This is a genomic window from Paenirhodobacter sp. (assembly GCF_047600745.1).
In the GTDB taxonomy this organism is placed as follows: Bacteria; Pseudomonadota; Alphaproteobacteria; order Rhodobacterales; family Rhodobacteraceae; genus Rhodobacter.
Genome location: NZ_JASGKI010000001.1, coordinates 609,640 through 632,584 on the forward strand (window position 1 = coordinate 609,640; position 22,945 = coordinate 632,584).

Sequence of the window (22,945 nt, forward strand, 5' to 3'; positions counted from 1 at the left end):
AGCACAGAAATCTTGCCGGAGTTACAAATTCCGGAGCCCTCCCATGACCAAGATCCTTCGCCTTGATACCTCGATCAAAGGCACCCAGTCGGTTTCGCTGAAACTGGCGGAAAAGATCACCGCGAAACTCGGCGGCGATGTCACCGTGCGCGACTGCACCGCGCTTCCCGCGATCGACGGCGCCTGGATCGGCGCGGCCTATACCCCGGCCGAGACCCGCACCGCCGACCAAAAGGCGCTGCTGGCGCTGTCGGACGACCTGATCGCCGAACTGAAGGCCGTCGATACCGTCGTGATCGGCTGCGGCGTCTACAATTTCGGCGTCACCGGCCCGCTGAAACACTGGATCGACATGGTTTGCCGTGTCGGCGAGACCTTCAAATACACCGAAACCGGCCCGGTCGGCCTGGCCGGGGACAAGCGCGTGATCGCCGCCTATGCCTCGGGCGGCGTGCCGATGGGTTCGGCCTATGACTTCGCCACCCCCTATCTGAAGCAGGTGCTGGGCTTCATCGGCATCACCCGGGTCGAAATCGTCGCGGCGCAGGGCGTGAACCTCGACGAAGCCGCCGCCTTCGCCCGCGCCGATGAACAGATCGCGGCGCTCGCCGCCTGATCCCCCGGCCCTCCGGTTGACTCCGGGGGGCTTTTCGTTTACCCAACCCCAGATTCCCCGGAGGTCCGTTCCTCCGGTCCCCGCAGTCCGCAGGGATCGCCACCAGTCAGCGCGTCGCGCCCACTGGTGCGCTTGTCGTTTGTCCTGGCCCGATGGCCACATGGAGGTGACCATGTTCGAGAATCTCTCCGAGCGCCTTGGCGGCGTGTTCGAGCGTCTCACGAAACAGGGCGCGCTTTCGGCCGACGACGTGCGCACCGCGCTGCGCGAGGTCCGGACCGCGCTGCTTGAGGCCGACGTGTCGCTGCCCGTGGTGCGCGACTTCGTGAAGAAGGTCGAGGCGAAGGCCACCGGCGCTGCGGTGACGAAATCGGTCACGCCGGGGCAGCAGGTGGTGAAGATCGTCCATGACGAGCTGGTCGCCATGCTGGCGGGCGACGGCCCCGCCGATGCGCTCAAGATCGACAACCCGCCCGCGCCGATCCTGATGGTCGGGCTTCAGGGCGGCGGCAAGACCACCACCACGGCAAAGCTCGCCCGCCGCCTGAAAGAGCGCGACAAGAAGCGCGTGCTGATGGCCTCGCTCGACATCTACCGCCCGGCGGCGATGGAGCAGTTGCAGATCCTCGGCACACAGATCGGCGTCGATACCCTGCCGATCGTGCCGGGCGAAAGCGCGGTGCAGATCGCGAAGCGGGCGAAACAGGCGGCGATGCTGGGCGGCTATGACGTCTATCTGCTCGACACTGCGGGGCGTCTGCATATCGACCAGGTGCTGATGGACGAGGTGGCGCAGGTCCGCGATGCGGTCAACCCGCGCGAAACCCTGCTGGTCGTCGACGGCCTTACCGGGCAGGTCGCGGTCGAGGTCGCGCAGGAATTCGAGGATAAGGTCGGCATCACCGGCGTCGTGCTGACGCGGATGGACGGCGACGGGCGCGGCGGCGCGGCGCTGTCGATGCGCGCGACCACCGGCAAGCCGATCCGCTTCGTCGGCCTTGGCGAGAAGATGGACGCGCTGGAGACCTTCGAGGCGGGCCGGATCGCGGGCCGGATCCTCGGCATGGGCGATATCGTCGCGCTGGTCGAAAAGGCGCAGGAGGTCTTCGAGCAGGAGCAGGCCGAGCGCATGATGAAGCGGTTCCAGAAGGGCCTCTTCAACATGAACGACATGAAGAGCCAGCTCGACCAGATGCTCAAGATGGGCGGCATGCAGGGCGTGATGCAGATGATGCCGGGCATGGGCAAGATGGCCAAGGCCGCCGAGGATGCGGGCTTCAGCGACATCGCGATCCGCCGCCAGATCGCGCTGATCAATTCGATGACGAAGAAGGAACGCGCCAACCCCGAACTGTTGCAGGCCAGCCGCAAGAAGCGGATCGCCGCGGGCGCGGGGCTGGAGGTGGCCGAACTGAACCGGCTGCTGAAGATGCACCGGCAGATGGCCGACACGATGAAGAAGCTCGGCAAGATGGGCAAGGGCGGCATGCTGAAACAGGCGATGGCCGCGATGCAGGGCAAGGGCGGCGGCCTGCCCGGCGCGGGCGAGATGGACCCGGCGAAGATGGAAGAGGCGGCGAAGGCGCTCGGCCAGATGAAGGGCCTGCCGGGCCTGCCCGGGATGGGTGGCCTTGGCGGGCTGTCGGGCCTGATGGGGCGGAAGAAATGATCCGCCTCGACATCCCCGTGATCGAGACCGAGCGGATGGTGATGCGCGCGCCCTGCGCCGACGACCTGCCCGCGCTCTATGAGTTCTACGAGTCCGACCGGTCGCGCCATGTCGGCGGCCCCTGCTCGCATGAACAGGCGTGGCGGTCGCTGGCGATGGAAATCGGCCATTGGGCGCTGCGCGGCTACGGCCGCTGGACGCTGATCGAAAAGGCGAGCGAGGAGATCGTCGGCATGGTCGGCATCTTCAACCCCGAGGGCTGGCCGGAGCCGGAAGTCGGCTGGGATCTGTTCAACGGATACGAGGGCCGGGGTTATGCCACCGAAGCGGGCCGTGCCGCCCGCGCCTATGCCTATGACACGCTGGGGATGAAAACGATCATCAGCCTGACGCGCCTTGCCAACACGCAATCGGCGGCGGTGGCACAGCGGCTGGGCGCCACGCTGGAAGGCACGTTTCAGCACGAACGCCACGGCATGATGAACGTCTGGCGGCACCCCTCCGCCGCGCAGCTGAAGGGAGAGGCCGCATGAGCGATGTTATTGCCCGCGCCGCGGAACTGCTCCGCGAACACCGCGATTCGATCGACCGGCTGGACGCGATCCTTGTGTTCACGCTGGCCGAACGCTTCAAACATACGCAGTCGGTCGGGCGCCTGAAGGCCGAACACCACCTGCCCCCCGCCGATCCCGCCCGCGAGGCGATCCAGATCGAGCGGCTTGAAAAACTGGCGAAGGAAGCGGATCTCGATCCGGAATTCGCCAGGAAATTCCTGAACTTCGTGATTTCGGAAGTGATCCGGAACCACGAAACCTTCCAGAAATGACGGGCCACGGCCCGAAACCAGCCATCACAGGAGATACACCATGGCTATGAAGATCCGGCTCGCCCGCGGCGGCTCCAAGAAGCGTCCCCATTACGCGATCGTCGCGTCCGATTCGCGCATGCCGCGCGACGGCCGCTTCCTCGAAAAGCTGGGCACCTACAACCCGCTGCTGGCCAAGGATTCCGAAGACCGCGTGAAGATGGACATGGAGCGCGTGCAATACTGGCTCGGCCAGGGCGCGCAGCCGACCGACCGCGTGGCCCGCTTCCTCGAAGCCGCCGGCGTGACCACGAAGACCGAGCGCGCCAACCTGAAGAAGGGCGAACCGGGCGACAAGGCGAAGAAGCGCGCCGAAGAAAAGGCCGCGAAGGCTGCGGCTCCGGCGGAAGAATAATTCCGCTCCGGTCCGATCTGGGCCAATATCGGGCCGGGCAGCGATGCCCGGCCTGTTGCGCAAGGAGACCCCCATGGCGAAAGAAGATCGTGTCTGCGTCGGTGCCATCGCCGGGGCCTTCGGCGTGAAGGGCGAGGTGCGGCTGAAAAGCTTCTGCTCGACGCCCGAGGATATCGCCGCCTACGGCCCGCTCTGGACCGAGGACGGCGCGCGCAGTTTCACCGTGACGCTGACCCGCCCGGTCACCGGCGGCCTCGGCGCGCGGCTTTCGGGCGTAGCGACGAAAGAAGACGGCGATGCGCTGCGGGGCGTGACGCTCTGGGCCGACCGGACCCGCCTGCCCTCGCTCCCCGACGATGAGTTCTACCATGCCGACCTGATCGGGATGGAGGTTTTCGACACCGGCGGGGCGCCGCTCGGCAAGGTCCGGGCGATCCAGAATTTCGGCGCCTCGGACATTCTCGAAATTTTCGTCCCCGGCCGCCGGACGACGCTGCTCCTGCCCTTCACCCGCGCCGTGGTGCCGACGGTGGACCTGAAGGCACGCCGGATCGTCGCCGACCCGCCGGAGGAAACGGAATGAGCGACGACCTGCCGAAACCGATCGCGCAATACAAGGGCGCGCAGAAATTCTCGACCGCCGGTTTCACCGGGGATGCGCCCGACACCGCGCCGAGCCGGGCGCTCGGCCACCGGCATGTGGTCACTTCGCTCGCGGGCGCCGCGCGGCCCCGCGACCTGATGGAAGAGGCCCCGCAGAAAACGGCGGGCTGGACCGCGAAGATCGTCACCCTCTTCCCCGAAGCCTTCCCCGGCGTCCTGGGGCTGAGCCTGACCGGCAAGGCGCTGGAGGAAGGGCTCTGGGCGCTCGACACCATCGACCTGCGGACCTTCGGCATCGGTCGGCACCGCAATGTGGACGACACCCCCGCGGGCGGCGGCGCCGGGATGGTGCTGCGCGCCGATGTGGTGGCCGCGGCGCTGAGCGCGGCGGGGATGCCCGAAGACCGCGCCGACTGGCCGGTGATCTACATGTCGCCACGCGGCCGCCCGCTGACCCAGGCGATGGCGCACCGCTTCAGCCAGGCCCGGGGCATGACCATCCTGTGCGGCCGGTTCGAGGGGGTGGACGAGCGCGTCTTGCAGGAATACGGTATCGAAGAAGTGTCGATCGGCGATTTCGTCCTGACCGGCGGCGAGATTGCCGCGCAGGTCTTGATCGACGCGACCGTTCGCCTTATACCGCGCGTGCTGGGGAATCAGGCGTCGACGGAGGAGGAATCCTTTTCCGACGGTTTGCTTGAGCACCCGCAATACACCCGCCCCGCGCTTTGGCAAGGTCGCGCGATCCCGGAAGTGCTTCAGTCCGGGCATCATGCGAAGATAGAAGCGTGGAAACGGGCCGAAGCCGAAAGGCTGACGAAGGAACGACGACCTGATCTCTGGCGGGCTTGGTGTGCGGCGCACAACAGGGACCCGGATGAAGACCGAGAGCTCTGAGGGCGCGCACACCATCGTGGAACCACCACGAGCCAGGAAAGGACCAGCGATGAACCTGATCGCACAACTTGAGGCGGAACAGATCGCCGCTCTCGGCAAGACCATCCCGGACTTCAAGGCCGGCGATACCGTGAAAGTCGGCTACAAGGTGACCGAAGGCACCCGCACCCGCGTGCAGATGTATGAAGGCGTCTGCATCTCGCGCAAGGGCGGTTCGACCCTCGCGGCCTCGTTCACCGTCCGCAAGATTTCCTTCGGCGAAGGCGTCGAGCGCGTCTTCCCGCTGTATTCGACCAATATCGACTCGATCGAAGTGGTCCGTCGCGGTCGCGTCCGTCGTGCGAAGCTGTATTACCTGCGCACCCGCCGCGGCAAATCGGCCCGTATTGCCGAAGACACCACCTATAAAGCCAAGGCCTGAGGAGTGGACCGATGAAAGCCGACCTGCATCCCGACTACCACTTCATCACCGTCAAGATGACCGACGGCACCGAGTATCAGACCAAATCGACCTGGGGCAAGGAAGGCGACGTGATGTCGCTCGACATCGACCCCACCTCGCACCCGGCCTGGACCGGCGGCAACGCGCGCCTGATGGACACCGGTGGCCGCGTATCGAAGTTCAAGAACAAATACGCCGGCTTGGGCTTCTGATCCCGGCCAACACTTCCAAAAGGCGCGCCCCCGGCGCGCCTTTTTGCATTGTCGGGAACATTGACGTTTCGTGAAATCCATCAGAAAATGAACGTATGACTCCGATCTCAACTGAGTTCCCTGTAAAACCCCGCGCTGCATACGGTGCTTTTGTCGCGGAAGTGATCGCATGGCTGCGCGGCACGACCTACAGCACCGTCCTTTCTGAAGCGACCGATCAGGAATTGTCCGGCGAGTATGCTCATTTGACGACCGCATCGGGTGAGGCCCTCCGCATTCGGGTATTGACCGAAGGGGATGACTGGCAGGCTGTCGGCTTTCGGCACGATGTTCGGGATCAGAGCGGTTTTGAGTGGCGCACGGAGGCCGTTCTGCGGCGCAAGGCGGTTGCAGGAGGAGAAGACCTTCTGAGGGTCCGGGCACAGTGCATCGCAGCACCGGACGGGAAGCCACTTCCTACGGCGAAGAAGCCCTATCTTGTCAAAGCCCTCCTCAATGCCGGTTGGGGTGGCACGGATGGCGTTCTTGAGGTTTCCAATGCACCACATCGTCTGGAAGCAGATGACGATGGGCTTGCGCTGGCAGCAGCGATCGTAAAGGGCGATGCGAGTGAAACACTGCCTATTATATACATATCGTCATGTGACAACAGTCGGCACGCATTTTCTGAAAACAGCATGAAAACGTTGGCCTATGAGCTTGGCGGTATTGCACATGTGGTCATCGAACCGAACAGGGGATTTTCATTCGACCTGCGAGACAGGATTGATGGCGAGAACGTTTACGGTGGAGGCATCGGCATCGCCCTGCCGAAGCGAGGATTCACACATCGACGCTATTTCAAATCACAGAATCCAAAGTGAAACGCAGTTCAAAGATGTCATCAGCTCTGTCGCGCGAAACCTCCGCGCACAAATGCCTGCGCCCGGCTGGGACTGGACCGAGCTTCAGGAACAAGCGCTGCGGAGACAGCGGGAACTCGATGCGCGATCCCTGACCGCGAAAGAGCGCGAAGCCCTGTATGAGGAAGAAATCGACAACCTCAAGGAACGCATCCGCGATCTGGAAGCCAAGCTCGACACCGAGCCGCGGCTTGATGACATCGGAGCAAAGGAAAATGGACTGTCCGAGCTGACGGCCGCGATTGGCCCTGAAATCTACAACGGCGAATTCTACGATCGGTTTCGCGTTGCCGCGTCGGAGGCACTGAAGAATCGAGAGCCTTGATGTGCGCACGCGGCATGTCCCCTCGACATTTCTGGAGAAACAGCCTGAAATCCCTCGCATTCGCAGAATTGCGCAAGGAACTTGAACGTGCGGTAAAGGGAGGAAGTCGGTTTGCCGCCGACGTCCAGCGCTTTCTGGAACGGTATGGCTATCGACTGACGGCCCAAAACACGCACCTGAAATTTGAGGCGAAAAGTGGATGCCAAGGCCTCCAAACAATCACTGTAATGAAAACCCCCAGCGATTACCGCGGACAGAAAAACACGAAAAGTCAGATTGAAGAGATACTCGGCATCACTACGATAAAAGGCCTGACACAAGGCAAGCCGAAAGCGCGTTGACATTTCTGCAACACCGGAATCCGTCCCCCCTTGCGCCCGCGCGCATCCTTGGCTAGCCCGTCAGGGACTGCTCCGCGCCCTGCCAGGCGCGTCAAATCCGGGGGATGCCAATTGGCGCATATCATCGTTTTCGGCAACGAAAAGGGTGGGTCGGGCAAATCGACCACCTGCATGCATGTCGCAACCGCGCTGGTGCGCATGGGGTTCCGGGTCGGCGGGCTCGACCTCGACCTGCGGCAGCGCAGCTTTGGCCGGTATGTCGAGAACCGCCGCGCCACGAACGAGCGCGAGGGCCTGAGCCTGCCGGTGCCCGACTACCGCAACCTGCCCGAGGTCGCCCCCGAAGCGGTGCCCGAGGGCGAAAATCCGATGGATTTCCGCATCTCCCGGCTGGTGGGCACGCTGTCGGACAACGACTTCATCGTCATCGACTGCCCCGGTTCGCACACCCGCGCGAGCCAGGTCGCCCATTCGCTGGCCGATACGCTGGTGACACCGCTGAACGACAGCTTCATCGACTTCGACCTGCTCGCGCGGATCGACCCGCAGACGATGAAGGTCATCGGGCCCTCGATCTATTCGGAAATGGTCTGGTCGGCGCGGCAGCTGCGCGCGCGCGCCGGGCTGAAGCCGATCGACTGGATCGTGCTGCGCAACCGGATGGGCGCGCAGCAGATGCACAACAAGCGCAAGGTGGGCTCGGCGCTCGAAGAACTCTCCCGCCGGATCGGCTTCCGCGTCGCGCCGGGCTTTTCGGAACGCGTGATCTTCCGCGAACTGTTCCCGCGCGGGCTGACGCTCCTGGACCTGAAGGACATCGGGATCGAGAACCTGAACATGTCCAACATCGCCGCCCGGCAGGAGCTGCGTGAACTGCTGAAGGAACTGAGGCTGCCCGGGGTCGAGGTCAACTTCTGACCGCCGCCTCACGGTGGAACCGCAGCCGTTTTCCTGTTAGGCTGCACAGGTCGGGGCATAGGCCCCGGCCTTTTTTCATTACACATTCCGTTTCCAGAGGCATATTGATGGACCCCATGGCATTTGCATTCCTCGTCCGGCTGATCCGCTACGAGGATGGCACGATCGACTGGGTAATGATCGAGGACGAGATGTTCGGGTTTCACTCCCCCGGCGGCGCGGGCGCGCGGCTGGCGGGATCGGGCAGCGGGCTGCCCATGCTCACCGCGCAGATCGAGACCCGGATCGCGGATCGCCTGCCGCGCCCGGAAGCCTGCCTGCCGGAGCACGACGATGGTTAACCCAGCAGCGTCAGCACCCGCCGCACCGCCAGCGCATACCCCTCGATGCCCAGCCCGGCGATCACCCCGTCCGCCCGCAGGCTGACATAGGAGTGGTGCCGGAACGCCTCGCGCTTGTGGACGTTCGAGATATGCACCTCGATCACCGGCCCCTCATAGGCGTTCAGCGCATCCAGCACCGCGACCGAGGTATGCGTCCAGGCCGCCGGGTTGATGACAATACCCCGGGCCCGGTCGCGCGCCTCGTGAATCCAGTCGATCATCTGCCCTTCCCAATTGGTCTGGAGCAGCTTCACCGGCACTTCGCCCGCCGCTTCGGCACAGAGCCGCTCGACATCCTCAAGCGTCTCGCGCCCGTAGATCTCGGGCTGGCGTTTGCCAAGCAGGTTCAGGTTCGGGCCGTTCAGGATATAGATGGTCATGGGCGCCTCCGTTCCACCCTTTCTGCGGCGGACGGAGGCGCTTGCCAAGCCCTATCGCCGCTTCATCGCATCCAGAAGCGCGGCGCCGAAGCTGCCGGTATCGGTCTTCGGCCCGGCGGACATCGGGCCCTTCGGTTTCGGCCCCTTCTGCGGGCCGCGCGCGGCATGATCCTCGCGCGCGGTGGTGCCGCCGTCCTTGCGCATGGTCAGGCCGATCCGCTTCCTTGGAATGTCGACCTCGGTCACCCGGACCTTCACCACATCGCCGGCCTTCACCACCTCATGCGGATCCTTGACGAAGCGGTCGGCCAACTGGCTGACATGGACGAGCCCGTCCTGATGCACGCCAATATCCACAAAGGCGCCGAAGGCCGCGACATTGGTCACCGTGCCCTCCAGCTGCATCCCCACGCGCAGATCCTTGATATCCTCGATCCCATCCGCGAAGGCGGCGGTGACAAAGGACGGGCGCGGGTCGCGGCCCGGCTTTTCCAGTTCCGCCAGAATGTCGCGCACCGTCGGCAGGCCGAAACGCTCATCCACGAACTCCGCCGGATTCAGCCGTTTCAGCGCCGCGCCATCGCCCATCAGCGACCGGATATCCCGTCCGCAGGCCTTCACGATCCGGCGCGCGACGTCATAGGCCTCGGGGTGAACCGAGGAGGCATCGAGCGGCTCGTCCCCCTCGCGGATCCGCAGGAAGCCCGCGCATTGTTCGAACGCGCGCGGCCCCAGCCGGGTGACCTTCAGCAACTGCTTGCGCGAGCGGAACGCCCCGTTCGCGTCGCGATGCGCCACGATCGCCTCGGCCAGCCCCGGCCCGAGGCCCGAGACATGCGCGAGCAGCGGCGCCGAAGCCGTGTTCAGGTCCACCCCCACCGCGTTCACCGCATCCTCGACCACGCCTTCGAGCGCGCGGCCGAGCTTCGACTGATCCACGTCATGCTGATACTGGCCGACGCCGATGGATTTCGGTTCGATCTTCACGAGTTCGGCCAAGGGATCCTGCAACCGCCGCGCAATCGACACCGCGCCGCGCAAGCTGACATCCAGTTCCGGGAATTCCCGCGCCGCAAGTTCCGAGGCCGAATAGACCGAGGCCCCCGCCTCCGACACCACCACCTTCACCGGCGCCTTCACCCCCGGGGGCAGGGCCTTCAGCACCTCGGCCACCAGTCGCTCCGTCTCGCGCGAGGCGGTGCCGTTGCCGATGGCGATCAGCTCCACCCCATGCGCCGCGATCAGCCGCAGGATCGCCGCCTGCGCCCCGCGCAGATCGTTCTTCGGCTGGAACGGATAGAGCGTATCGGTGGCCAGCAGCTTCCCCGTGGCATCCACCACCGCCGCCTTCACCCCGGTCCGGATGCCGGGATCAAGGCCCAGCGTCGTCTTCGCCCCGGCGGGCGCGGCCAGCAGCAGATCCTTCAGGTTGCGCGAAAAAACGGTGATCGCCTCCTCCTGCGCGCGTGCCCGCATGTCCCCCATCAGGTCGAGCATCATCGAGAGCGACAGCTTCACCCGCCAGGTCCAGCCCGCCACCGCGCGCAGCCAGACATCCCCCGGCCCCTGCGTGCGGGCATCGAAGACCGCCGCCACCATCGCCACGGCGCGCTCCGCCCCGGCCTCGTCGGGCGCGATGTCCAGCGTCACCACCCCTTCGTTCGACGCGCGCAGAAGCGCCAGCGCGCGGTGGCCGGGGATCGTCGACCAATCCTCGGAATGGGAGAAATAGTCGGAGAATTTCGCCCCCTTCTCCTCCTGCCCGGCCACGACCTTCGCCGTCACCTTCGCCGCGCGGTGCAGGAAGGCGCGCAGATCGCCCAGCAGCGCGGCATTCTCCACCAGCCCCTCGGCCAGAATTTCCCGCGCGCCGTTCAGCGCGTCCTTCACCGTGGCGACCGCTTCCGTCAGATAGGCCCCGGCCAGCGCCTCCGGGTCCGCCCGGCGGTCGGCCAGAATCCCCTCCGCCAGCGGCGCGAGGCCGTTTTCCCGCGCGATCATCGCCTTGGTGCGGCGCTTCGGCTTGTAGGGCAGATAGATGTCCTCAAGCTCCGCCTTCGTCGCAGCCCCGGCGATGGCGCGGGCGAGGTCATCGGTCATCTTGCCCTGATCGGTGACGCTCGCCGCAATCGCCGCGCGCCGGGCCTCCATCTCGCGCAGATAGACCAGCCGTTCATCGAGCTTGCGCAGCTGCGTATCGTCCAGCCCCCCCGTCACCTCCTTGCGGTAGCGCGCAACGAAGGGCACCGTCGCGCCTTCGTCCAGCAGCCCCACCGCCGCCGTGACCTGTTCCGGGCGCGCGCCGATCTCGGCGGCGATGGTGCGGGCGATGCGTTGAGCGGTATCCATGGTTCCTCCTGATCGGGGCGCCTTTCTACCGCCCTGCGGCCCCGCCGCCAAGGTCTTGACATGCGCCCCCCACGCGCGCCTGATCGGCGCGAAACGGAGGCTCCGATGGAACGCGAACTCGAAGACCGGCTGATGCGCTATTGCGCCGTGGACACGCAAAGCGACGAGGGATCGGCGAGCCGACCCAGCACGGCGATCCAATTGAACCTGGCCCGGATGCTGGCCGAAGACCTGCGCGCGGCGGGGGCCGAGGAGGTGACGATCACCGATTACGGCGCGGTTCTGGCGACGGTGCCGGGGACGGCGCCCGGGCCGGTGATCGGGCTTTGCGCGCATATGGACACGGCGCCGGCCTTCAACGCCACCGGGGTAAAGCCGCGCGTGATCCGGGGCTACAACGGCGGGGCGATCACCTATCCGGACAGCGCGCTGATGCTGACGCCCGAACATTCGCCCTATCTGGCGACGAAGGTCGGGCATGACATCGTTACCGCCTCCGGCACCACGCTTCTGGGCGCGGATGACAAGGCGGGGGTGGCGATCATCCTGACCGCCGTGCGCGAAATCATCGCCACCGGTGCCCCCCGGCCGAAGCTGCGCGTGGCCTTTACCCCGGACGAGGAAATCGGCCGGGGCGTCGATCCGCGCCTGCCCGCCGATCTGGGCGTCGATTTCGCCTATACCTTCGACGGCGGCGCGGTGGGCGAGGTCGAGCACGAGACCTTCTCCGCCGATGGGGCGAAGATCCGGATCGAAGGGGTCTCGACCCATACCGGCACGGCGAAGGGCAAGATGGTCAACGCGCTGCATCTGGCGGCGAAGATCATCGCCACCCTGCCGCAGGCGACCGAAACGCCCGAAGTCACCGATGGCCGCGAGGGCTTCTGGCATATCCATGCGCTGACCGGCACGGCGGCGGTGGCGGAAATGTCGGTGATCCTGCGCGATTTCGAACTCGACGGGCTGGCCGCGCGCGGGGCGATGCTGCAACAGGTCTGTGCCGCCGTGGCGGCGACCGAACCGCGCGCCACGATCACCTGCGAAATCCGGCCACAATATCGCAACATGCGCTACTGGCTGGAAAAGGACATGACGCCGGTGACGCTCGCCCATGCCGCCTGCCGGGCCGAAGGGATCGAACCGGTGTCGAACCCAATCCGGGGCGGCACCGATGGCTCGCGGCTGACAGAGATGGGCGTGCCCTGCCCCAATGTCTTCACCGGCATGCAGGACATTCACGGCCCGCTGGAATGGGTTTCGGTGCAGGATATGGCGGCGGCGACGCGGGTCTGTATCCGGCTGGTCGGGCTGGCAGCCACCTAATCCGCCAGCGGACCATAAAGGATCAGCGCCGGGTGTTCCGGCGCGGTCCCCGCCAGCCGCTGCGCCAACCCCGCCACCGTGCTGCGCAACAGCGCCTGTTCCGGATGCCCCACCGCCGTCGCGAGCAGCGCGGGCGTATCGCCGGGCAGGCCATGCGACAGCAGCCCCTCGGCCAGCCGCGCGAAGGTCCGCTGCCCCATGAACACCACGGTCGTCGCCGCCGGATCCGCAAGCGCCGCCCAGTTCACATCGCCGGGCAGCCCGCCCGTCACATCCGCGCCGGTCACGAACTGCACCCGCCGCGCGGTCATCCGCCGGGTCAGCGGGATCTCCGCCGCCGCAGCCGCCGCGCTGGCCGAGGTCACGCCCGGGATGATCTCATGCCCAAGGCCCGCCGCATTGACCGCCTCAAGCTCCTCCTCCAGCCGCCCGAAAATCCCCGCATCGCCGGATTTGAGCCGCACCACCCGCCGCCCCGCCAGCCCGTGTTCGACCAGAAGCGCGTTGACATGATCCTGCTTTGCCGAAGGCCGCCCCGCGCGCTTGCCCACCGCGATCAGCTCCGCCCCCGGCCCGGCATGGCCCAGCACCGGCCCCGAGGCCAGATCGTCGAACAGCACGACATCCGCCCGCCGCAGCCGGTCCACGGCCTTGAGCGTCAGCAGATCGGGGTCGCCCGGACCCGCGGAAACGAAGGAAATGAAACCCGCCATGCGCCAGCCCTAGCGCGGCGCTTCCCCCTTGGCAATCCACAGGCTATCACGGCGCAAAGGAGGCCCGATGCCCGCGCTCATGATCCAGGGAACCGGCTCGAATGTCGGCAAGTCGATGCTGGTGGCGGGGCTGTGCCGCGCGGCGCTGCGGCGCGGGCTGAAGGTGGCGCCGTTCAAGCCGCAGAACATGTCGAACAATGCCGCCGTCACCGCCGACGGCGGCGAGATCGGCCGCGCGCAGGCGTTGCAGGCGCGGGCCTGCGGGCTGGAACCGGTCGTGGACATGAACCCCATCCTGCTGAAGCCCGAATCCGAAACCGGGGCGCAGGTGGTGGTGCAGGGCCGGCGGCTGACCACGACGCGGGCCGCCGATTATGCCGCGCTGAAACCCCGGCTGATGGGCGCGGTGCTGGAGAGTTTCCACCGGCTCAGCGCCGGGCATCTGGTGATCGTCGAGGGCGCGGGCTCCCCCGCCGAGGTCAACCTGCGCGCGGGCGACATCGCCAATATGGGCTTCGCGCGGGCGGCGGGCGTGCCGGTGGTTCTGGCGGGCGACATCGACCGGGGCGGCGTCATCGCGCAGATCGTCGGCACGCAGGCGGTGATCGACCCGGAGGATGCGGCGATGGTCGCGGGCTTCCTGATCAACAAGTTCCGCGGCGATCCGCGCCTGTTCGAGGATGGCTATCGCTGGATTGCCGAGCGCACCGGCTGGCGCGGTTTCGGGGTGCTGCCGTGGTTTCCGCAGGCGCATCTGCTGCCCGCCGAGGATGCGCTCGATCTGCGCTCCGGCCCCACGGGCGGCGTGCGGATCGCGGTGCCGGTGCTGTCGCGGATCGCCAATTTCGATGACCTCGATCCGCTGGCGGCGGAGCCGGGGGTGGAGCTGGTCATGGTCCGCCCCGGTCAGCCGATCCCGGAGTGCCGCGCGGTGATCCTGCCCGGGACGAAATCGACGCGGGGCGATCTGGCCTTTCTGCGCGCGCAGGGCTGGGACATCGACATCGCCGCGCATCACCGGCGCGGCGGGCATGTGCTGGGCATCTGCGGCGGCTATCAGATGCTGGGGCGCACCGTGGCGGACCCGGAGGGGATCGAGGGCCCGCCGGGCGAGACGCCGGGCCTTGGCCTTCTGGACGTGACGACCACGATGACCCCCGACAAGCGCCTGACCCGCACGCGGGCGGTGCATGTGGCGACGGGCGAGCCGATCGCGGGGTATGAAATCCACATCGGCCGCACCGAAGGCCCGGACCGCGCCCGCCCCTTTGCCCGGATCGGGGACGCACCCGAAGGCGCCACCGCGCCGGGGGTGGAGGGCAGCTACCTGCACGGCATGTTCTCGGGCGATGCGTTCCGGGCGGCGTGGCTCGCGCGGCTGGGGGTGCGGGTGTCCGGCCTGTCGCATGACGCGGTGGTGGAGGCCACGCTCGATGCGCTGGCCGATCATGTCGAGGCGCATCTGGATGTGGCGGAGCTCCTCGCCCTCGCGCGCTAAAGCAGCAAGATCACCGCAACCGCAACCATCGCCCGGCGATAGAGCGCCAGCCCCCGGACAATATCCGCCGCCCCCGGATCGGGGCACCCGGCGTTGACATAGGGCTCCTGCGCCACCCGGTCGCCATAGATCCGCGGGCCGGAGACGCGGACGCCAAGGCCCCCGGCCATCGCGGCCTCGGGCCAGCCCGCGTTGGGCGAACGGTGATGCCGGGCGTCGCGCGCCATGCAGCGCAGCGCCGCCCGGGGCCGCGGCGAGACCAGCGCAAAAATCAACCCCGTCAGCCGCGCCGGGATCAGGTTCACCCCATCGTCGATCCGCGCCGAGGCCCAGCCAAACATCTCGTAGCGCTCGTTCCGGTGGCCGATCATCGAATCGAGCGTATTGACCGCCTTGTAGGCCGCGATCCCCGGCAGGCCCAGAACCGCGCCCCAGAAGATCGGCGCGACGATCCCGTCGGAGGTATTCTCGGCAAGGCTTTCGAGCGCCGCCCGCGCCACACCGGGCGCATCGAGCGCGTTCGGATCGCGCCCGACGATCATCGCCACCGCCTGCCGCGCGCCGGGCAGATCCCCCGCCGCCAGGGGCCGCGCCACGGCGGCAACGTGATCGTGCATCGAGCGCACCGCAACCAGCGGCCAGGCCAGCACGCCGCCGATCACCACCCCCGGCCAGCCCGCAGGCAGCGCCGCCTGCACCGCCCAGCCGATCGCTCCGGCCAGCCCGATCACCACCAGCGCCACCACCACCCCCGGCATCCGGCGACGATCGTTCAACCGCCGCTCCAGCGCCGCAATCAGCCGCCCGAGCCAGGTCACCGGATGGCCGATCCGCGCATATAGCCAGCCGGGCCAGCCGAAGGCCACATCCACCGCCATCGCGATCAGCATCATCGCGGCAAAGCTCATCCGAACCTCCGGTTCACTTCGACCACGGCCCAGCCACCGGGCGCGCGCAGCACCCGGGTGAGCGACAGGGGCGCCACCTGAAACGCCAGCGCGCCCGCCACCGACCCGGTCGCAAGCGCCAGCGCCGCGCGCACCGTGCCCGCATGAGCCACCACCGCGACCCGCCCTGACCATTCGGCAAAGGCGGACGCCACCCGGTCGCACAGCGCGGCGAAACTCTCGCCCTGCGGCGGGCAATGCGCGGCCAGCGCCTCGGGCGGCAGCGGGCCAAGGTCGGGAAGGTCGGCATAGGCCATTCCCTCCCACTGGCCGAAATCCTGCTCCCACAGGCGCGGGTCGGTTTCGCAAAGGCCGAACAGCGCCTCGGCGGTGGCGACGCAGCGCCGCGCGGGCGAGGCGATCACCCGCGCCGCCCCCACCGCCGCCCGCAGATCCGCCGCAACCCCCGGGCCGACCGGCGCGCAGGGCACATCGCGCCGCCCCGCCATCCGCCCGCCATCCAGCGCGGGGGCATGGCGGATCAGCACGATCTCGGCCCCGGCATGCTCTTGCGCCATGGATTTCTCCTTTATCCCGCGTGCCGTTTCTGCTTTGTCATCGCGCAGGGAACAAGGGGGGCCGCGAAGAATGATCGTCCTCGTCACCGGTGGGGCGCGCTCGGGCAAAAGCGCGATCGCCGAAGGCCGCGCCCTGGGCTTTGGCCCGCGGGCCGTCTACATCGCCACGGCGCAGGCGTTCGACAGCGAGATGGAGGCCCGCATCGCCACCCATCAGGCGCGGCGCGGCGCGGAATGGGTGACGCATCAGGAGCCGCTGGACCTGTGCGGGGCGCTGATGGCGACGGATGGCCTGCCCCGGCTGATCGATTGCCTGACGCTGTGGCTGACGAACCTGATGCTTGGGGAACGCGACTGGCGCAGCGAAGGCGAACGGCTGGTCGAGACCCTGCGCGCACAGGCCGCGCCGGTGGTACTGGTGACGAACGAAGTCGGCCTCGGCATCGTGCCGGACAACCGCCTCGCCCGCGAATTCCGCGATGCGGCGGGGCTTCTGAACCAATGGGTGGCGGCGGCGGCGGATGAGGTGATCCTGGCCGTCGCGGGCCTGCCGATGAAGGTGAAATGATGGAATTCCAATCGCTTGAGGACATCGCCGCGCGGGCGGACACGCACCCGGATGAGGCCGCGCGCGCGGCGGCGCTGGCGCGGCAGAACAGCCTGACGAAGCCGCCGGGGTCTCTCGGTCGGCTTGAGGAACTGGCACTGTTCATGGCCGCCTGGCGCGGCACGGCGCGGCCCCGGATCAACCGGGCGCAGGCGGTGGTCTTCGCCGGAAACCACGGCATCTGCGCGCAGGGCGTGAACCCCTATCCGCAGGCGGTGACCGCGCAGATGGTGGCGAATTTCGAGGCGGGCGGCGCCTCGATCAACCAGTTGTGCCGGGTGAATGGCGCGGATCTGTCGGTGGTGGCGCTGGACCTTGACCATCCCACCGCCGATTTCACCCAAGGCCCCGCGATGACCGGGGCCGAAACGCTCGCCGCGCTGAACCGGGGCGCGGCGGCGGTGGACCCGGGGGCCGATGTGCTGGTGCTGGGCGAAATGGGGATCGGCAATTCCACCATCGCCGCCGCGCTGGCCGCCGCGCTGTTCGGCGGCGCGGTGGCGGATTGGGTCGGGCCGGGGACCGGTTCGGATCCGGCGGGGCTGCGGCGCAAGATCGCGGCGATCGAGGCGGGGCTGGCGCGGCACCGGGGGCTCGCGCCGATGCAGGTTCTGGCGGCGCTCGGCGGGCGGGAACAGGCGGCGATCTGCGGCGCGGTTCTGGCGGCGCGCCGCCACCGGATCCCGGTGATCCTCGACGGTTTCATCTGCACCGCCGCCGCCGCGCCGCTCCATGCCGCCGATCCGGGGTTGCTGGACCATTGCCTCGTCGGCCATGTCTCCGCCGAACCGGGGCACCGCAAACTACTGGCCGCGCTCGACAAAACCGCCGTTCTGGATTTCGAGATGCGGCTGGGCGAAGGCTCCGGGGCGGCGCTGGCGCTCGGCATCCTGCGCGCGGCGCTCGAATGCCACAACGGCATGGCGACCTTCGGCGAGGCCGGGGTCAGCGCGGCATGATCCGCGCCCGGCTGGCCGAACTGCAACTGGCGGTGATGCTGCTGACACGGGCCCCCGCCGGGCGGCTGCCGGAGCCCGCGCCGGCCATCGCGGCGGCGGCCTGGGCCTTTCCGCTGGCGGGGCTGGTGCCGGGGCTCCTTGGCGCCGCCGTGCTGGCCTCCGGCCTGCCGGTGATGCTCGCGGCGGGGCTGGCGCTCGCGGCACAGATGGCGGTGACGGGCGCGCTGCACGAAGACGGGCTCGCCGATGTCGCCGATGGCTTCTGGGGCGGGCGCACGCGCGACCGGCGGCTTGAGATCATGCGCGATTCGCGGATCGGCTCCTATGGCACGCTCGCGCTGATCGTGGCGGCGGGGCTGCGCTGGCAGGCGATGGCGCTGGCGGGTCCGGTCGCGCTGATCCTCGCGGCGGTGGCGAGCCGGGTGGCGCCGGTCGCGCTGATGGCCACGCTGCCGCCTGCGCGGAGCGACGGCATGGGCCATGCGGCGCGGGCGGTCACGGCGGGGCCGCTGGCGCTGGCCGCCCTGATCGGGCTTGGTCCGCTGATCCTGTGCGGGCAGGTTCCGGCCGTTGCCGTGGCGGCGGCAGTGGTGATCGCGCTCGCGCTGATCGCGCGGCGCAAAATCGGCGGGCAGACCGGCGATGTGCTGGGCGCGGGGCAGCAACTGGCCGAAATCGCCCTGCTCATCGCCCTGATCTGAGGAACCGGCGCGCCGGAGCCGCGTTCACAAAGGGACTTGCCCGGCGCGCCATTCCGGCGCTTCATGCCAGGGCCCGACCGCAGGAGAGAACCGATGGGTTTGAAGGAAGAAATCAAGCAACTGCGCGGCGAACTGGACCGGCCCGATGCGGAAGAGAAGATCGCCGATCACCTCCGCAAGGGCGCCGAAACGGTGACAGAGGGGCTCGATCAGGTCGAAAAGCGGGTCCGTGCGGCGAAGGAAGCCCTGTCCGAAGCCGCCTCCGCCGATAACATCGCCTCGCTGCGGCAATCGGTTTCGGCGACGCTGGCGCAGGTGGGCGAGGATCTGGAACGTGTGCCCGGGAGATATCCGACGCTGACGGCGCTTCTCGGCGCTTGGTGTCGGGCTGATGCTCGGCCTGTCGCTCGGGCGCAGGCTGCGCTGATCGGAGGATGGCATGACGACGGTCGAATCGGCGCGGATCTATGCGCGCATCGCGCTGTTGCGGCGCAGGGTTCTGTTGCGGCTGGCGCTGCGGCGCGCGGTGGCGGGGCTGTTCGCGGGGCTGGCGCTGATCGTGGCGGTGGGGTTCGGCACGCGCGCGGCCTATCTGGCGCTGCTGCCCCGGCTGGGCGATCTGGGCGCCACGGCGGCGGTGGGGGGCGGCTATCTGGTCGTCGCGCTGATCCTGGCCGCCATCGCGCTGCGCGAACCCGCCTCGCCCGAACTCGACGCGCTCGGCGCAATGGAGGAAGAGGCGCGGCTCAAGGCGATGGTCGCCGCGCGCGGCATCGGCGCGCGGGCCGAGCTGTTCACCGGCAACATTCTGACCGGGATCAACCTCGTTGGCCTGTTGCGGCGGTTCCTCCGGCGCAAATCCTAGTTGCCGTTTTCGCGGTCCTGGATCCTGAGCGACCAGACCGCGAAGAACAGCGCCGCGACCAGCGGGCCGAGCACGAATCCATTGATCCCCAGCACCGCCAGCCCGCCCAGCGTCGAGATCAGGATGACGTAATCGGGCAGGCGCGTGTCCTTCCCCACCAGCGAGGGCCGCAGCAGGTTGTCGATCAGGCTGATGACGAAGACGCCCACCAGCATCAGCACGATGCCCTGAAACCAGTCCCCCGCGATCAGCAGATAGACCGCGACCGGCGCCCAGACCAGCCCCGCCCCCACCGCCGGGATCAGCGACAGCACCGTCATCACCACCCCCCACAGCAGCGCCGCGCGGATGCCGAGCAGCCAGAACGCCATGCCGCCGATCGCCCCCTGCACCAGCGCGATGATCAGATTGCCCTTCACCGTCGCCTTCACCACCGACACGAAGGCCGTCAGCAACCGGTCGGTATGGGGGTCCGACAGCGGGCTCGCGCGGCGGATGGTGCCCGCGATCCGCGGCCCGTCGCGGAACAGGAAGAACAGCAGATACAGCATCACGCCGACGCCGATGAAGAACTGCGCCGTGCCCTGCCCGATGAAGAACACCCGCTTCGCCACCACCTGCATCGTGCTTTCGAGAAAGCCGGTGACCTTCGCCTGAATGTCCGAGAACTCCGCCAGATTGAGCTGCGCAAGGACATCCTGCACCCGATAGGGCAGCGCGGCGCGGACCTGTTCCAGCATCCCGGCCGGGTCGAACTCGCGCCGCCCGAGCGAGGCATAAAGCTCGCTCGCCTGCCGCGCCATCGCGCTCAGCAGCAAGGTGCCCGGTATCACCACGATGCAGATGCAGGCCAGCACCGTCGCCACCGCCGCCAGCGACCGGCGCCCGCCGAACAGCGCCGTCAGCCGCGTCTGCATCGGCAGGAACAGGATCGCCAGGATCACCGCCCACAGGACCGCCCCGTAATAGGGCAGCACCAGCCAGATCATCGCCAGGCTGACCACCCAGATCAGCACCGTGAAGCTGTTCGTCTGTTCCGAGGGGTTCGCCATCTCTGCTCCGCCGTCATATCCTGTTCAGCATAGCGCACGAACCCCTGCCGCGACAGGACATCCCGTTGATGGCCCGCAGGTTTCGCTCCCCCCTGCCGGTTTGTCGCGAAGCGCGCATGAAGGGGGCGAGGGCGAAGACCGGCATCGCGCAGCCGAATGCGGTTCCGGTCGGCGGAGGCCAGACCGCTTCACGCGGTTCGATGACCGCGGGGCCGCAGCCGGATCGCGGCGGTTCCGGTCGGTGAAGGCCAGAGCGGCTCAATGGTGCAGGCGCAGCTTCTGGCGGCGGGCACACCGATCGGGACGCTGTTGGATCTGACCGGGGTGTGCCACCGCTACGGCACTGTCACCGCGCCAGATGGGGCGGATTCCGGCGGGCGGATCGGGTCCGATGGGGGGGGGAAATCCCCGCGCTGGTAGGCGCAGGCCGCAATCTGGTCCGGGCGGAAACCACGCGGGGCCATGCCACCGGCCAGTTCGCTCACCGTCCGGAACGGCTTCCTGTTATCCGGCGCTCAAGAACACCCATGCCATGGTGCCCTCGGTCCATGATCGTGGCGGCGGGAGACGAAATGAATAACAGCCTCGCCAATGGGCTGGCGGTGGTGGCCTTCGCGGTTACGCTCCCGCGCTTCCGCTAGGGGCTGTCGGGCTGAGCGCGGCGCGGAGTCGTGCGCCGACCTCGGCGCGCGGCAGCGGCGCGAACCGCGCGAGCGCCGCCCGCACGCCGGGGGTGTTGCGCAGGATATAGGCCGCGTTCTCCGGATACATCCGCGCCCGCGATTCCGAAATCACCACCGAAGTCACCAGCCGCGCCACGATCAGGTCGCGCAACAGCGCCACTTCCTCAGGCCGCAGCGGCAGGACGGCGTGATAGGCCGCCAGCATCCGCCCCACCCGCGCCACCGGATCGGGCTCATCGGCCACCAGATAGGCCGCCGCCACCGCCACATCGCAGATCAGCGGCGTGTGGACCATATCGCCCAGATCAATCACCCCCGCGATCCGCGCGGAGTCCTGCGGGTCCACCAGAATGTTGTGGTGGTTCATGTCGTTATGCACCACCTGCGCGCGCAGGCGCGGCAGGACGGGGGTAACGCGGGCCTCGAAACCGGCGATCTCAGCGGCCAGATCCTCCTGCCCGGGCACCAGCATCGGGCGCAGGCCGGGGGTGTGGCGGATGTCCCATTGCAGATAATGCCCCGCCGCCGGATGCGCATAGCCCGCCAGCGCCCGCGTCAGCCGGGCGAGCATCCGGCCGATCCCGGCCTCCATCCCCGGCGCGAAGGGCACGCGCGCGAGCGGCACCCCCTCGACCCAGGTCAGCAGCCGCGCGACCGAGACCCGGCCATCGCGCAAGGGTACCGGCACTTCATGCCGCCCGTCGCGCGCCACCACCACCCGCGGCAGCGGCAGGCCGGGATCGCGCGCGGCGACCCAGAGCAGGGCTTCGGTCTGGAAATTCGTGTCCTGCGGCGGCTCGGCGGGGTTCGACAGCTTCAGCACATGGCCGGAATCGAGCCGGAAATTCGCGTCGCGCTCGCAGGCGATGGGCTGTGCCCGCGCCGCGATCCCCCAAAGCGCACGCACCAGCGCCTCGGCCTCGGCGGGGCTGACGGCGGGGGGCGGGCTGTCGAGTGGATCGCTCATGCTGTCTCCGGGCCGATGATCCGGCCCGGAAAGTGCTAGCGCCCCACGGCGGGGCCGTCAAACCTTACCACGAGGTCAGGACGGTGCCGTGATATTTCTCCTCGATGAATTTCTTCACCTCGGGCGAATGATAGCTTCTCGACCAGTTCCTTGGCCCAGGGCTTGTCCTGATCGCCGTTCTTCACCACCAGCACGTTGACATAGGGGTTGTCGGCGCTTTCCACCGCGATCGCATCGGTCTTCGGGTTCAGGCCCGAGGCGGTGGCATAGTTCGTGTTGATCAGCGCGGCATCCAGATCGGCGAGCGAACGCGGAAGCTGCGCGGCGTCCAGTTCCTGGAACTTCAGCTTCTTCGGGTTTTCGACCACATCGAGAACCGTCGGCTTCAGCCCGGCCTCCGGCGCCACCTTGATCACGCCCAGCTGTTGCAGCACCAGAAGCGCGCGCCCGCCATTCGTCGGATCGTTCGGAATGCCGACGGTCGCGCCGTCCTTCAGGTCCGCCAGCGCCTTGAGGTGATGCGAATAGACCCCCATCGGCGTGGTGATCGTGGTGCCGATGACCGTCAGGTCAAAGCCCCGGTCCTTCATCTGGTTTTCCAGATAGGGCCCGTGCTGGAACGAATTCGCCTGGATGTCGCCATCGGCCAGCGCCTGGTTCGGCACGACGTAATCCGAGAATTCGACGACCTTGATGTTGAGCCCCTTCGGCGCCGCGACCTTGGCGACTTCTTCCATGATTTCGGCATGTTCGCCCGGCGAAACGCCGACCTTGATGTCTTCGGCCATCGCCATGCCCGCCATCAGGGCCAGCGCGGAAACGAGGGTGGTGAGACGCAGCATGAAGATACTCCTT

Annotated in this window: 29 protein-coding genes and 1 pseudogene; 21 read left to right on the forward strand and 9 right to left on the reverse strand. The window is 67.8% G+C overall.

What is annotated here, in order from left to right:
• Positions 1–43: 43 nt before the first annotated feature.
• The 14 genes from QM789_RS03220 to QM789_RS03285 all read left to right on the forward strand — a co-directional run bounded on the left by QM789_RS03220 (position 44) and on the right by QM789_RS03285 (position 8,486).
• A complete protein-coding gene (locus QM789_RS03220; protein WP_420350518.1) occupies positions 44–616 on the forward strand; it encodes an FMN-dependent NADH-azoreductase in 573 nt (190 codons plus the stop codon).
• A 172-nt stretch (positions 617–788) separates the two neighbouring features.
• Entirely contained in the window at positions 789–2,285 is a 1,497-nt protein-coding gene (gene ffh / locus QM789_RS03225; RefSeq protein ID WP_420350519.1) for a signal recognition particle protein, read from the forward strand.
• The gene (locus QM789_RS03230; protein WP_420350520.1) at positions 2,282–2,818 is read left to right on the forward strand and encodes a GNAT family N-acetyltransferase; all 537 of its coding nucleotides are present in this window, start codon (positions 2,282–2,284) and stop codon (positions 2,816–2,818) included. Before ffh ends, QM789_RS03230 begins: the two co-directional genes overlap by 4 nt.
• Positions 2,815–3,111 carry a chorismate mutase gene (locus QM789_RS03235; protein WP_420350521.1) on the forward strand — a complete coding sequence of 99 codons (297 nt, stop codon included), beginning with the start codon at positions 2,815–2,817 and terminating at the stop codon, positions 3,109–3,111. Before QM789_RS03230 ends, QM789_RS03235 begins: the two co-directional genes overlap by 4 nt.
• A 40-nt stretch (positions 3,112–3,151) precedes the next feature.
• Positions 3,152–3,505 (forward strand): 30S ribosomal protein S16, encoded by a 354-nt coding sequence (rpsP, locus tag QM789_RS03240; protein ID WP_420350522.1) that lies wholly within the window; start codon positions 3,152–3,154, stop codon positions 3,503–3,505.
• A gap of 73 nt (positions 3,506–3,578) precedes the next feature.
• Positions 3,579–4,088, forward strand: a complete 510-nt coding sequence (gene rimM / locus QM789_RS03245; protein ID WP_420350523.1) for a ribosome maturation factor RimM — start codon at positions 3,579–3,581, stop codon at positions 4,086–4,088.
• A gap of 158 nt (positions 4,089–4,246) precedes the next feature.
• Positions 4,247–5,005, forward strand: a complete 759-nt coding sequence (gene trmD / locus QM789_RS03250; protein WP_420350752.1) for a tRNA (guanosine(37)-N1)-methyltransferase TrmD — start codon at positions 4,247–4,249, stop codon at positions 5,003–5,005.
• 49 nt (positions 5,006–5,054) lie between these two features.
• The gene (gene rplS / locus QM789_RS03255) at positions 5,055–5,426 is read left to right on the forward strand and encodes a 50S ribosomal protein L19 (RefSeq protein ID WP_420350524.1); all 372 of its coding nucleotides are present in this window, start codon (positions 5,055–5,057) and stop codon (positions 5,424–5,426) included.
• Positions 5,427–5,437: 11 nt separating this feature from the next.
• Complete coding sequence (gene rpmE, locus QM789_RS03260) at positions 5,438–5,659, forward strand: 50S ribosomal protein L31 (protein ID WP_420350525.1); 222 nt, start codon at positions 5,438–5,440, stop codon at positions 5,657–5,659.
• Between the two features lie 95 nt (positions 5,660–5,754).
• Positions 5,755–6,522, forward strand: coding sequence for a hypothetical protein (locus QM789_RS03265; protein ID WP_420350526.1), 768 nt, complete (start codon positions 5,755–5,757; stop codon positions 6,520–6,522).
• A 52-nt stretch (positions 6,523–6,574) separates the two neighbouring features.
• Complete coding sequence (locus QM789_RS03270; protein ID WP_420350527.1) at positions 6,575–6,886, forward strand: hypothetical protein; 312 nt, start codon at positions 6,575–6,577, stop codon at positions 6,884–6,886.
• On the forward strand, positions 6,886–7,227 hold the full coding sequence (locus tag QM789_RS03275; protein ID WP_420350528.1) for a hypothetical protein: 342 nt from the start codon (positions 6,886–6,888) through the stop codon (positions 7,225–7,227). The genes QM789_RS03270 and QM789_RS03275 overlap by 1 nt, the downstream gene beginning before the upstream one ends.
• Positions 7,228–7,338: 111 nt before the next feature.
• Positions 7,339–8,145, forward strand: coding sequence for a division plane positioning ATPase MipZ (locus QM789_RS03280; protein ID WP_420350529.1), 807 nt, complete (start codon positions 7,339–7,341; stop codon positions 8,143–8,145).
• Positions 8,146–8,261: 116 nt separating this feature from the next.
• Positions 8,262–8,486 (forward strand): hypothetical protein, encoded by a 225-nt coding sequence (locus QM789_RS03285; RefSeq protein WP_420350530.1) that lies wholly within the window; start codon positions 8,262–8,264, stop codon positions 8,484–8,486.
• Here QM789_RS03285 and aroQ read toward each other — a convergent pair.
• Together aroQ and QM789_RS03295 are read right to left on the reverse strand one after the other, a co-directional pair.
• Positions 8,483–8,908: a type II 3-dehydroquinate dehydratase gene (gene aroQ, locus QM789_RS03290; protein ID WP_420350531.1), complete on the reverse strand. Its 426-nt coding sequence runs from the start codon at positions 8,906–8,908 to the stop codon at positions 8,483–8,485. The two genes, QM789_RS03285 and aroQ, sit on opposite strands and share 4 nt — an antisense overlap.
• Positions 8,909–8,959: 51 nt before the next feature.
• On the reverse strand, positions 8,960–11,257 hold the full coding sequence (locus QM789_RS03295) for a Tex family protein (RefSeq protein WP_420350532.1): 2,298 nt from the start codon (positions 11,255–11,257) through the stop codon (positions 8,960–8,962).
• Positions 11,258–11,362: 105 nt separating this feature from the next.
• Between QM789_RS03295 and pepT the strand changes: the two genes are divergently transcribed.
• Positions 11,363–12,580, forward strand: coding sequence for a peptidase T (pepT, locus tag QM789_RS03300; RefSeq protein ID WP_420350533.1), 1,218 nt, complete (start codon positions 11,363–11,365; stop codon positions 12,578–12,580).
• Here the strand turns inward: pepT and cobA are convergent.
• Positions 12,577–13,293: a uroporphyrinogen-III C-methyltransferase gene (gene cobA, locus QM789_RS03305; protein ID WP_420350534.1), complete on the reverse strand. Its 717-nt coding sequence runs from the start codon at positions 13,291–13,293 to the stop codon at positions 12,577–12,579. The genes pepT and cobA overlap by 4 nt on opposite strands.
• A 67-nt stretch (positions 13,294–13,360) precedes the next feature.
• Between cobA and QM789_RS03310 the strand changes: the two genes are divergently transcribed.
• Complete coding sequence (locus QM789_RS03310; RefSeq protein ID WP_420350535.1) at positions 13,361–14,791, forward strand: cobyric acid synthase; 1,431 nt, start codon at positions 13,361–13,363, stop codon at positions 14,789–14,791.
• Here QM789_RS03310 and cbiB read toward each other — a convergent pair.
• Complete coding sequence (cbiB, locus tag QM789_RS03315; RefSeq protein ID WP_420350536.1) at positions 14,788–15,699, reverse strand: adenosylcobinamide-phosphate synthase CbiB; 912 nt, start codon at positions 15,697–15,699, stop codon at positions 14,788–14,790. The two genes, QM789_RS03310 and cbiB, sit on opposite strands and share 4 nt — an antisense overlap.
• The gene (locus QM789_RS03320) at positions 15,696–16,256 is read right to left on the reverse strand and encodes a histidine phosphatase family protein (RefSeq protein ID WP_420350537.1); all 561 of its coding nucleotides are present in this window, start codon (positions 16,254–16,256) and stop codon (positions 15,696–15,698) included. The genes cbiB and QM789_RS03320 overlap by 4 nt, the downstream gene beginning before the upstream one ends.
• Before the next feature lie 70 nt (positions 16,257–16,326).
• Between QM789_RS03320 and cobU the strand changes: the two genes are divergently transcribed.
• Genes cobU through cobS form a run of 3 tightly spaced genes read left to right on the forward strand, consistent with a single transcriptional unit; the run spans position 16,327 to position 18,523 of the window.
• Complete coding sequence (gene cobU, locus QM789_RS03325) at positions 16,327–16,824, forward strand: bifunctional adenosylcobinamide kinase/adenosylcobinamide-phosphate guanylyltransferase (protein ID WP_420350538.1); 498 nt, start codon at positions 16,327–16,329, stop codon at positions 16,822–16,824.
• Positions 16,824–17,822 (forward strand): nicotinate-nucleotide--dimethylbenzimidazole phosphoribosyltransferase, encoded by a 999-nt coding sequence (gene cobT / locus QM789_RS03330; RefSeq protein WP_420350539.1) that lies wholly within the window; start codon positions 16,824–16,826, stop codon positions 17,820–17,822. The genes cobU and cobT overlap by 1 nt, the downstream gene beginning before the upstream one ends.
• Positions 17,819–18,523: an adenosylcobinamide-GDP ribazoletransferase gene (cobS, locus tag QM789_RS03335; RefSeq protein ID WP_420350540.1), complete on the forward strand. Its 705-nt coding sequence runs from the start codon at positions 17,819–17,821 to the stop codon at positions 18,521–18,523. Before cobT ends, cobS begins: the two co-directional genes overlap by 4 nt.
• A gap of 24 nt (positions 18,524–18,547) precedes the next feature.
• Here the strand turns inward: cobS and QM789_RS03340 are convergent, their stop codons facing one another.
• The gene (locus QM789_RS03340) at positions 18,548–18,964 is read right to left on the reverse strand and encodes a hypothetical protein (RefSeq protein ID WP_420350541.1); all 417 of its coding nucleotides are present in this window, start codon (positions 18,962–18,964) and stop codon (positions 18,548–18,550) included.
• Here QM789_RS03340 and QM789_RS03345 point away from each other — a divergent pair.
• Complete coding sequence (locus QM789_RS03345; RefSeq protein WP_420350542.1) at positions 18,963–19,388, forward strand: hypothetical protein; 426 nt, start codon at positions 18,963–18,965, stop codon at positions 19,386–19,388. The genes QM789_RS03340 and QM789_RS03345 overlap by 2 nt on opposite strands.
• On the opposite strand, the gene QM789_RS03350 is transcribed toward QM789_RS03345, so the two are convergent.
• Positions 19,385–20,440 carry an AI-2E family transporter gene (locus QM789_RS03350; protein WP_420350543.1) on the reverse strand — a complete coding sequence of 352 codons (1,056 nt, stop codon included), beginning with the start codon at positions 20,438–20,440 and terminating at the stop codon, positions 19,385–19,387. The two genes, QM789_RS03345 and QM789_RS03350, sit on opposite strands and share 4 nt — an antisense overlap.
• 261 nt (positions 20,441–20,701) lie before the next feature.
• Between QM789_RS03350 and QM789_RS03355 the strand changes: the two genes are divergently transcribed.
• Entirely contained in the window at positions 20,702–20,860 is a 159-nt protein-coding gene (locus QM789_RS03355) for a hypothetical protein (RefSeq protein ID WP_420350544.1), read from the forward strand.
• A gap of 198 nt (positions 20,861–21,058) precedes the next feature.
• Here the strand turns inward: QM789_RS03355 and QM789_RS03360 are convergent, their stop codons facing one another.
• Entirely contained in the window at positions 21,059–22,090 is a 1,032-nt protein-coding gene (locus QM789_RS03360; RefSeq protein ID WP_420350545.1) for a phosphotransferase, read from the reverse strand.
• Between the two features lie 64 nt (positions 22,091–22,154).
• Positions 22,155–22,932 (reverse strand): annotated as a pseudogene (locus tag QM789_RS03365) (MetQ/NlpA family ABC transporter substrate-binding protein).
• Positions 22,933–22,945: the final 13 nt, after the last annotated feature.

Excerpts from the sequence above, each read along its gene's own strand:
- QM789_RS03220 (WP_420350518.1), top strand. The coding sequence starts at position 44 with ATGACCAAGATCCTTCGCCTTGATACCTCGATCAAAGGCACCCAGTCG.
- ffh (WP_420350519.1), top strand. The coding sequence starts at position 789 with ATGTTCGAGAATCTCTCCGAGCGCCTTGGCGGCGTGTTCGAGCGTCTC.
- QM789_RS03230 (WP_420350520.1), top strand. The coding sequence starts at position 2,282 with ATGATCCGCCTCGACATCCCCGTGATCGAGACCGAGCGGATGGTGATG.
- QM789_RS03235 (WP_420350521.1), top strand. The coding sequence starts at position 2,815 with ATGAGCGATGTTATTGCCCGCGCCGCGGAACTGCTCCGCGAACACCGC.
- rpsP (WP_420350522.1), top strand. The coding sequence starts at position 3,152 with ATGGCTATGAAGATCCGGCTCGCCCGCGGCGGCTCCAAGAAGCGTCCC.
- rimM (WP_420350523.1), top strand. The coding sequence starts at position 3,579 with ATGGCGAAAGAAGATCGTGTCTGCGTCGGTGCCATCGCCGGGGCCTTC.
- trmD (WP_420350752.1), top strand. The coding sequence starts at position 4,247 with ATGGAAGAGGCCCCGCAGAAAACGGCGGGCTGGACCGCGAAGATCGTC.
- rplS (WP_420350524.1), top strand. The coding sequence starts at position 5,055 with ATGAACCTGATCGCACAACTTGAGGCGGAACAGATCGCCGCTCTCGGC.
- rpmE (WP_420350525.1), top strand. The coding sequence starts at position 5,438 with ATGAAAGCCGACCTGCATCCCGACTACCACTTCATCACCGTCAAGATG.
- QM789_RS03265 (WP_420350526.1), top strand. The coding sequence starts at position 5,755 with ATGACTCCGATCTCAACTGAGTTCCCTGTAAAACCCCGCGCTGCATAC.
- QM789_RS03270 (WP_420350527.1), top strand. The coding sequence starts at position 6,575 with ATGCCTGCGCCCGGCTGGGACTGGACCGAGCTTCAGGAACAAGCGCTG.
- QM789_RS03275 (WP_420350528.1), top strand. The coding sequence starts at position 6,886 with ATGTGCGCACGCGGCATGTCCCCTCGACATTTCTGGAGAAACAGCCTG.
- QM789_RS03285 (WP_420350530.1), top strand. The coding sequence starts at position 8,262 with ATGGCATTTGCATTCCTCGTCCGGCTGATCCGCTACGAGGATGGCACG.
- aroQ (WP_420350531.1), bottom strand. The coding sequence starts at position 8,908 with ATGACCATCTATATCCTGAACGGCCCGAACCTGAACCTGCTTGGCAAA.
- QM789_RS03295 (WP_420350532.1), bottom strand. The coding sequence starts at position 11,257 with ATGGATACCGCTCAACGCATCGCCCGCACCATCGCCGCCGAGATCGGC.
- pepT (WP_420350533.1), top strand. The coding sequence starts at position 11,363 with ATGGAACGCGAACTCGAAGACCGGCTGATGCGCTATTGCGCCGTGGAC.
- cobA (WP_420350534.1), bottom strand. The coding sequence starts at position 13,293 with ATGGCGGGTTTCATTTCCTTCGTTTCCGCGGGTCCGGGCGACCCCGAT.
- QM789_RS03310 (WP_420350535.1), top strand. The coding sequence starts at position 13,361 with ATGCCCGCGCTCATGATCCAGGGAACCGGCTCGAATGTCGGCAAGTCG.
- cbiB (WP_420350536.1), bottom strand. The coding sequence starts at position 15,699 with ATGAGCTTTGCCGCGATGATGCTGATCGCGATGGCGGTGGATGTGGCC.
- QM789_RS03320 (WP_420350537.1), bottom strand. The coding sequence starts at position 16,256 with ATGGCGCAAGAGCATGCCGGGGCCGAGATCGTGCTGATCCGCCATGCC.
- cobU (WP_420350538.1), top strand. The coding sequence starts at position 16,327 with ATGATCGTCCTCGTCACCGGTGGGGCGCGCTCGGGCAAAAGCGCGATC.
- cobT (WP_420350539.1), top strand. The coding sequence starts at position 16,824 with ATGGAATTCCAATCGCTTGAGGACATCGCCGCGCGGGCGGACACGCAC.
- cobS (WP_420350540.1), top strand. The coding sequence starts at position 17,819 with ATGATCCGCGCCCGGCTGGCCGAACTGCAACTGGCGGTGATGCTGCTG.
- QM789_RS03345 (WP_420350542.1), top strand. The coding sequence starts at position 18,963 with ATGACGACGGTCGAATCGGCGCGGATCTATGCGCGCATCGCGCTGTTG.
- QM789_RS03340 (WP_420350541.1), bottom strand. The coding sequence starts at position 18,964 with ATGCCATCCTCCGATCAGCGCAGCCTGCGCCCGAGCGACAGGCCGAGC.
- QM789_RS03350 (WP_420350543.1), bottom strand. The coding sequence starts at position 20,440 with ATGGCGAACCCCTCGGAACAGACGAACAGCTTCACGGTGCTGATCTGG.
- QM789_RS03355 (WP_420350544.1), top strand. The coding sequence starts at position 20,702 with ATGGTGCAGGCGCAGCTTCTGGCGGCGGGCACACCGATCGGGACGCTG.
- QM789_RS03360 (WP_420350545.1), bottom strand. The coding sequence starts at position 22,090 with ATGAGCGATCCACTCGACAGCCCGCCCCCCGCCGTCAGCCCCGCCGAG.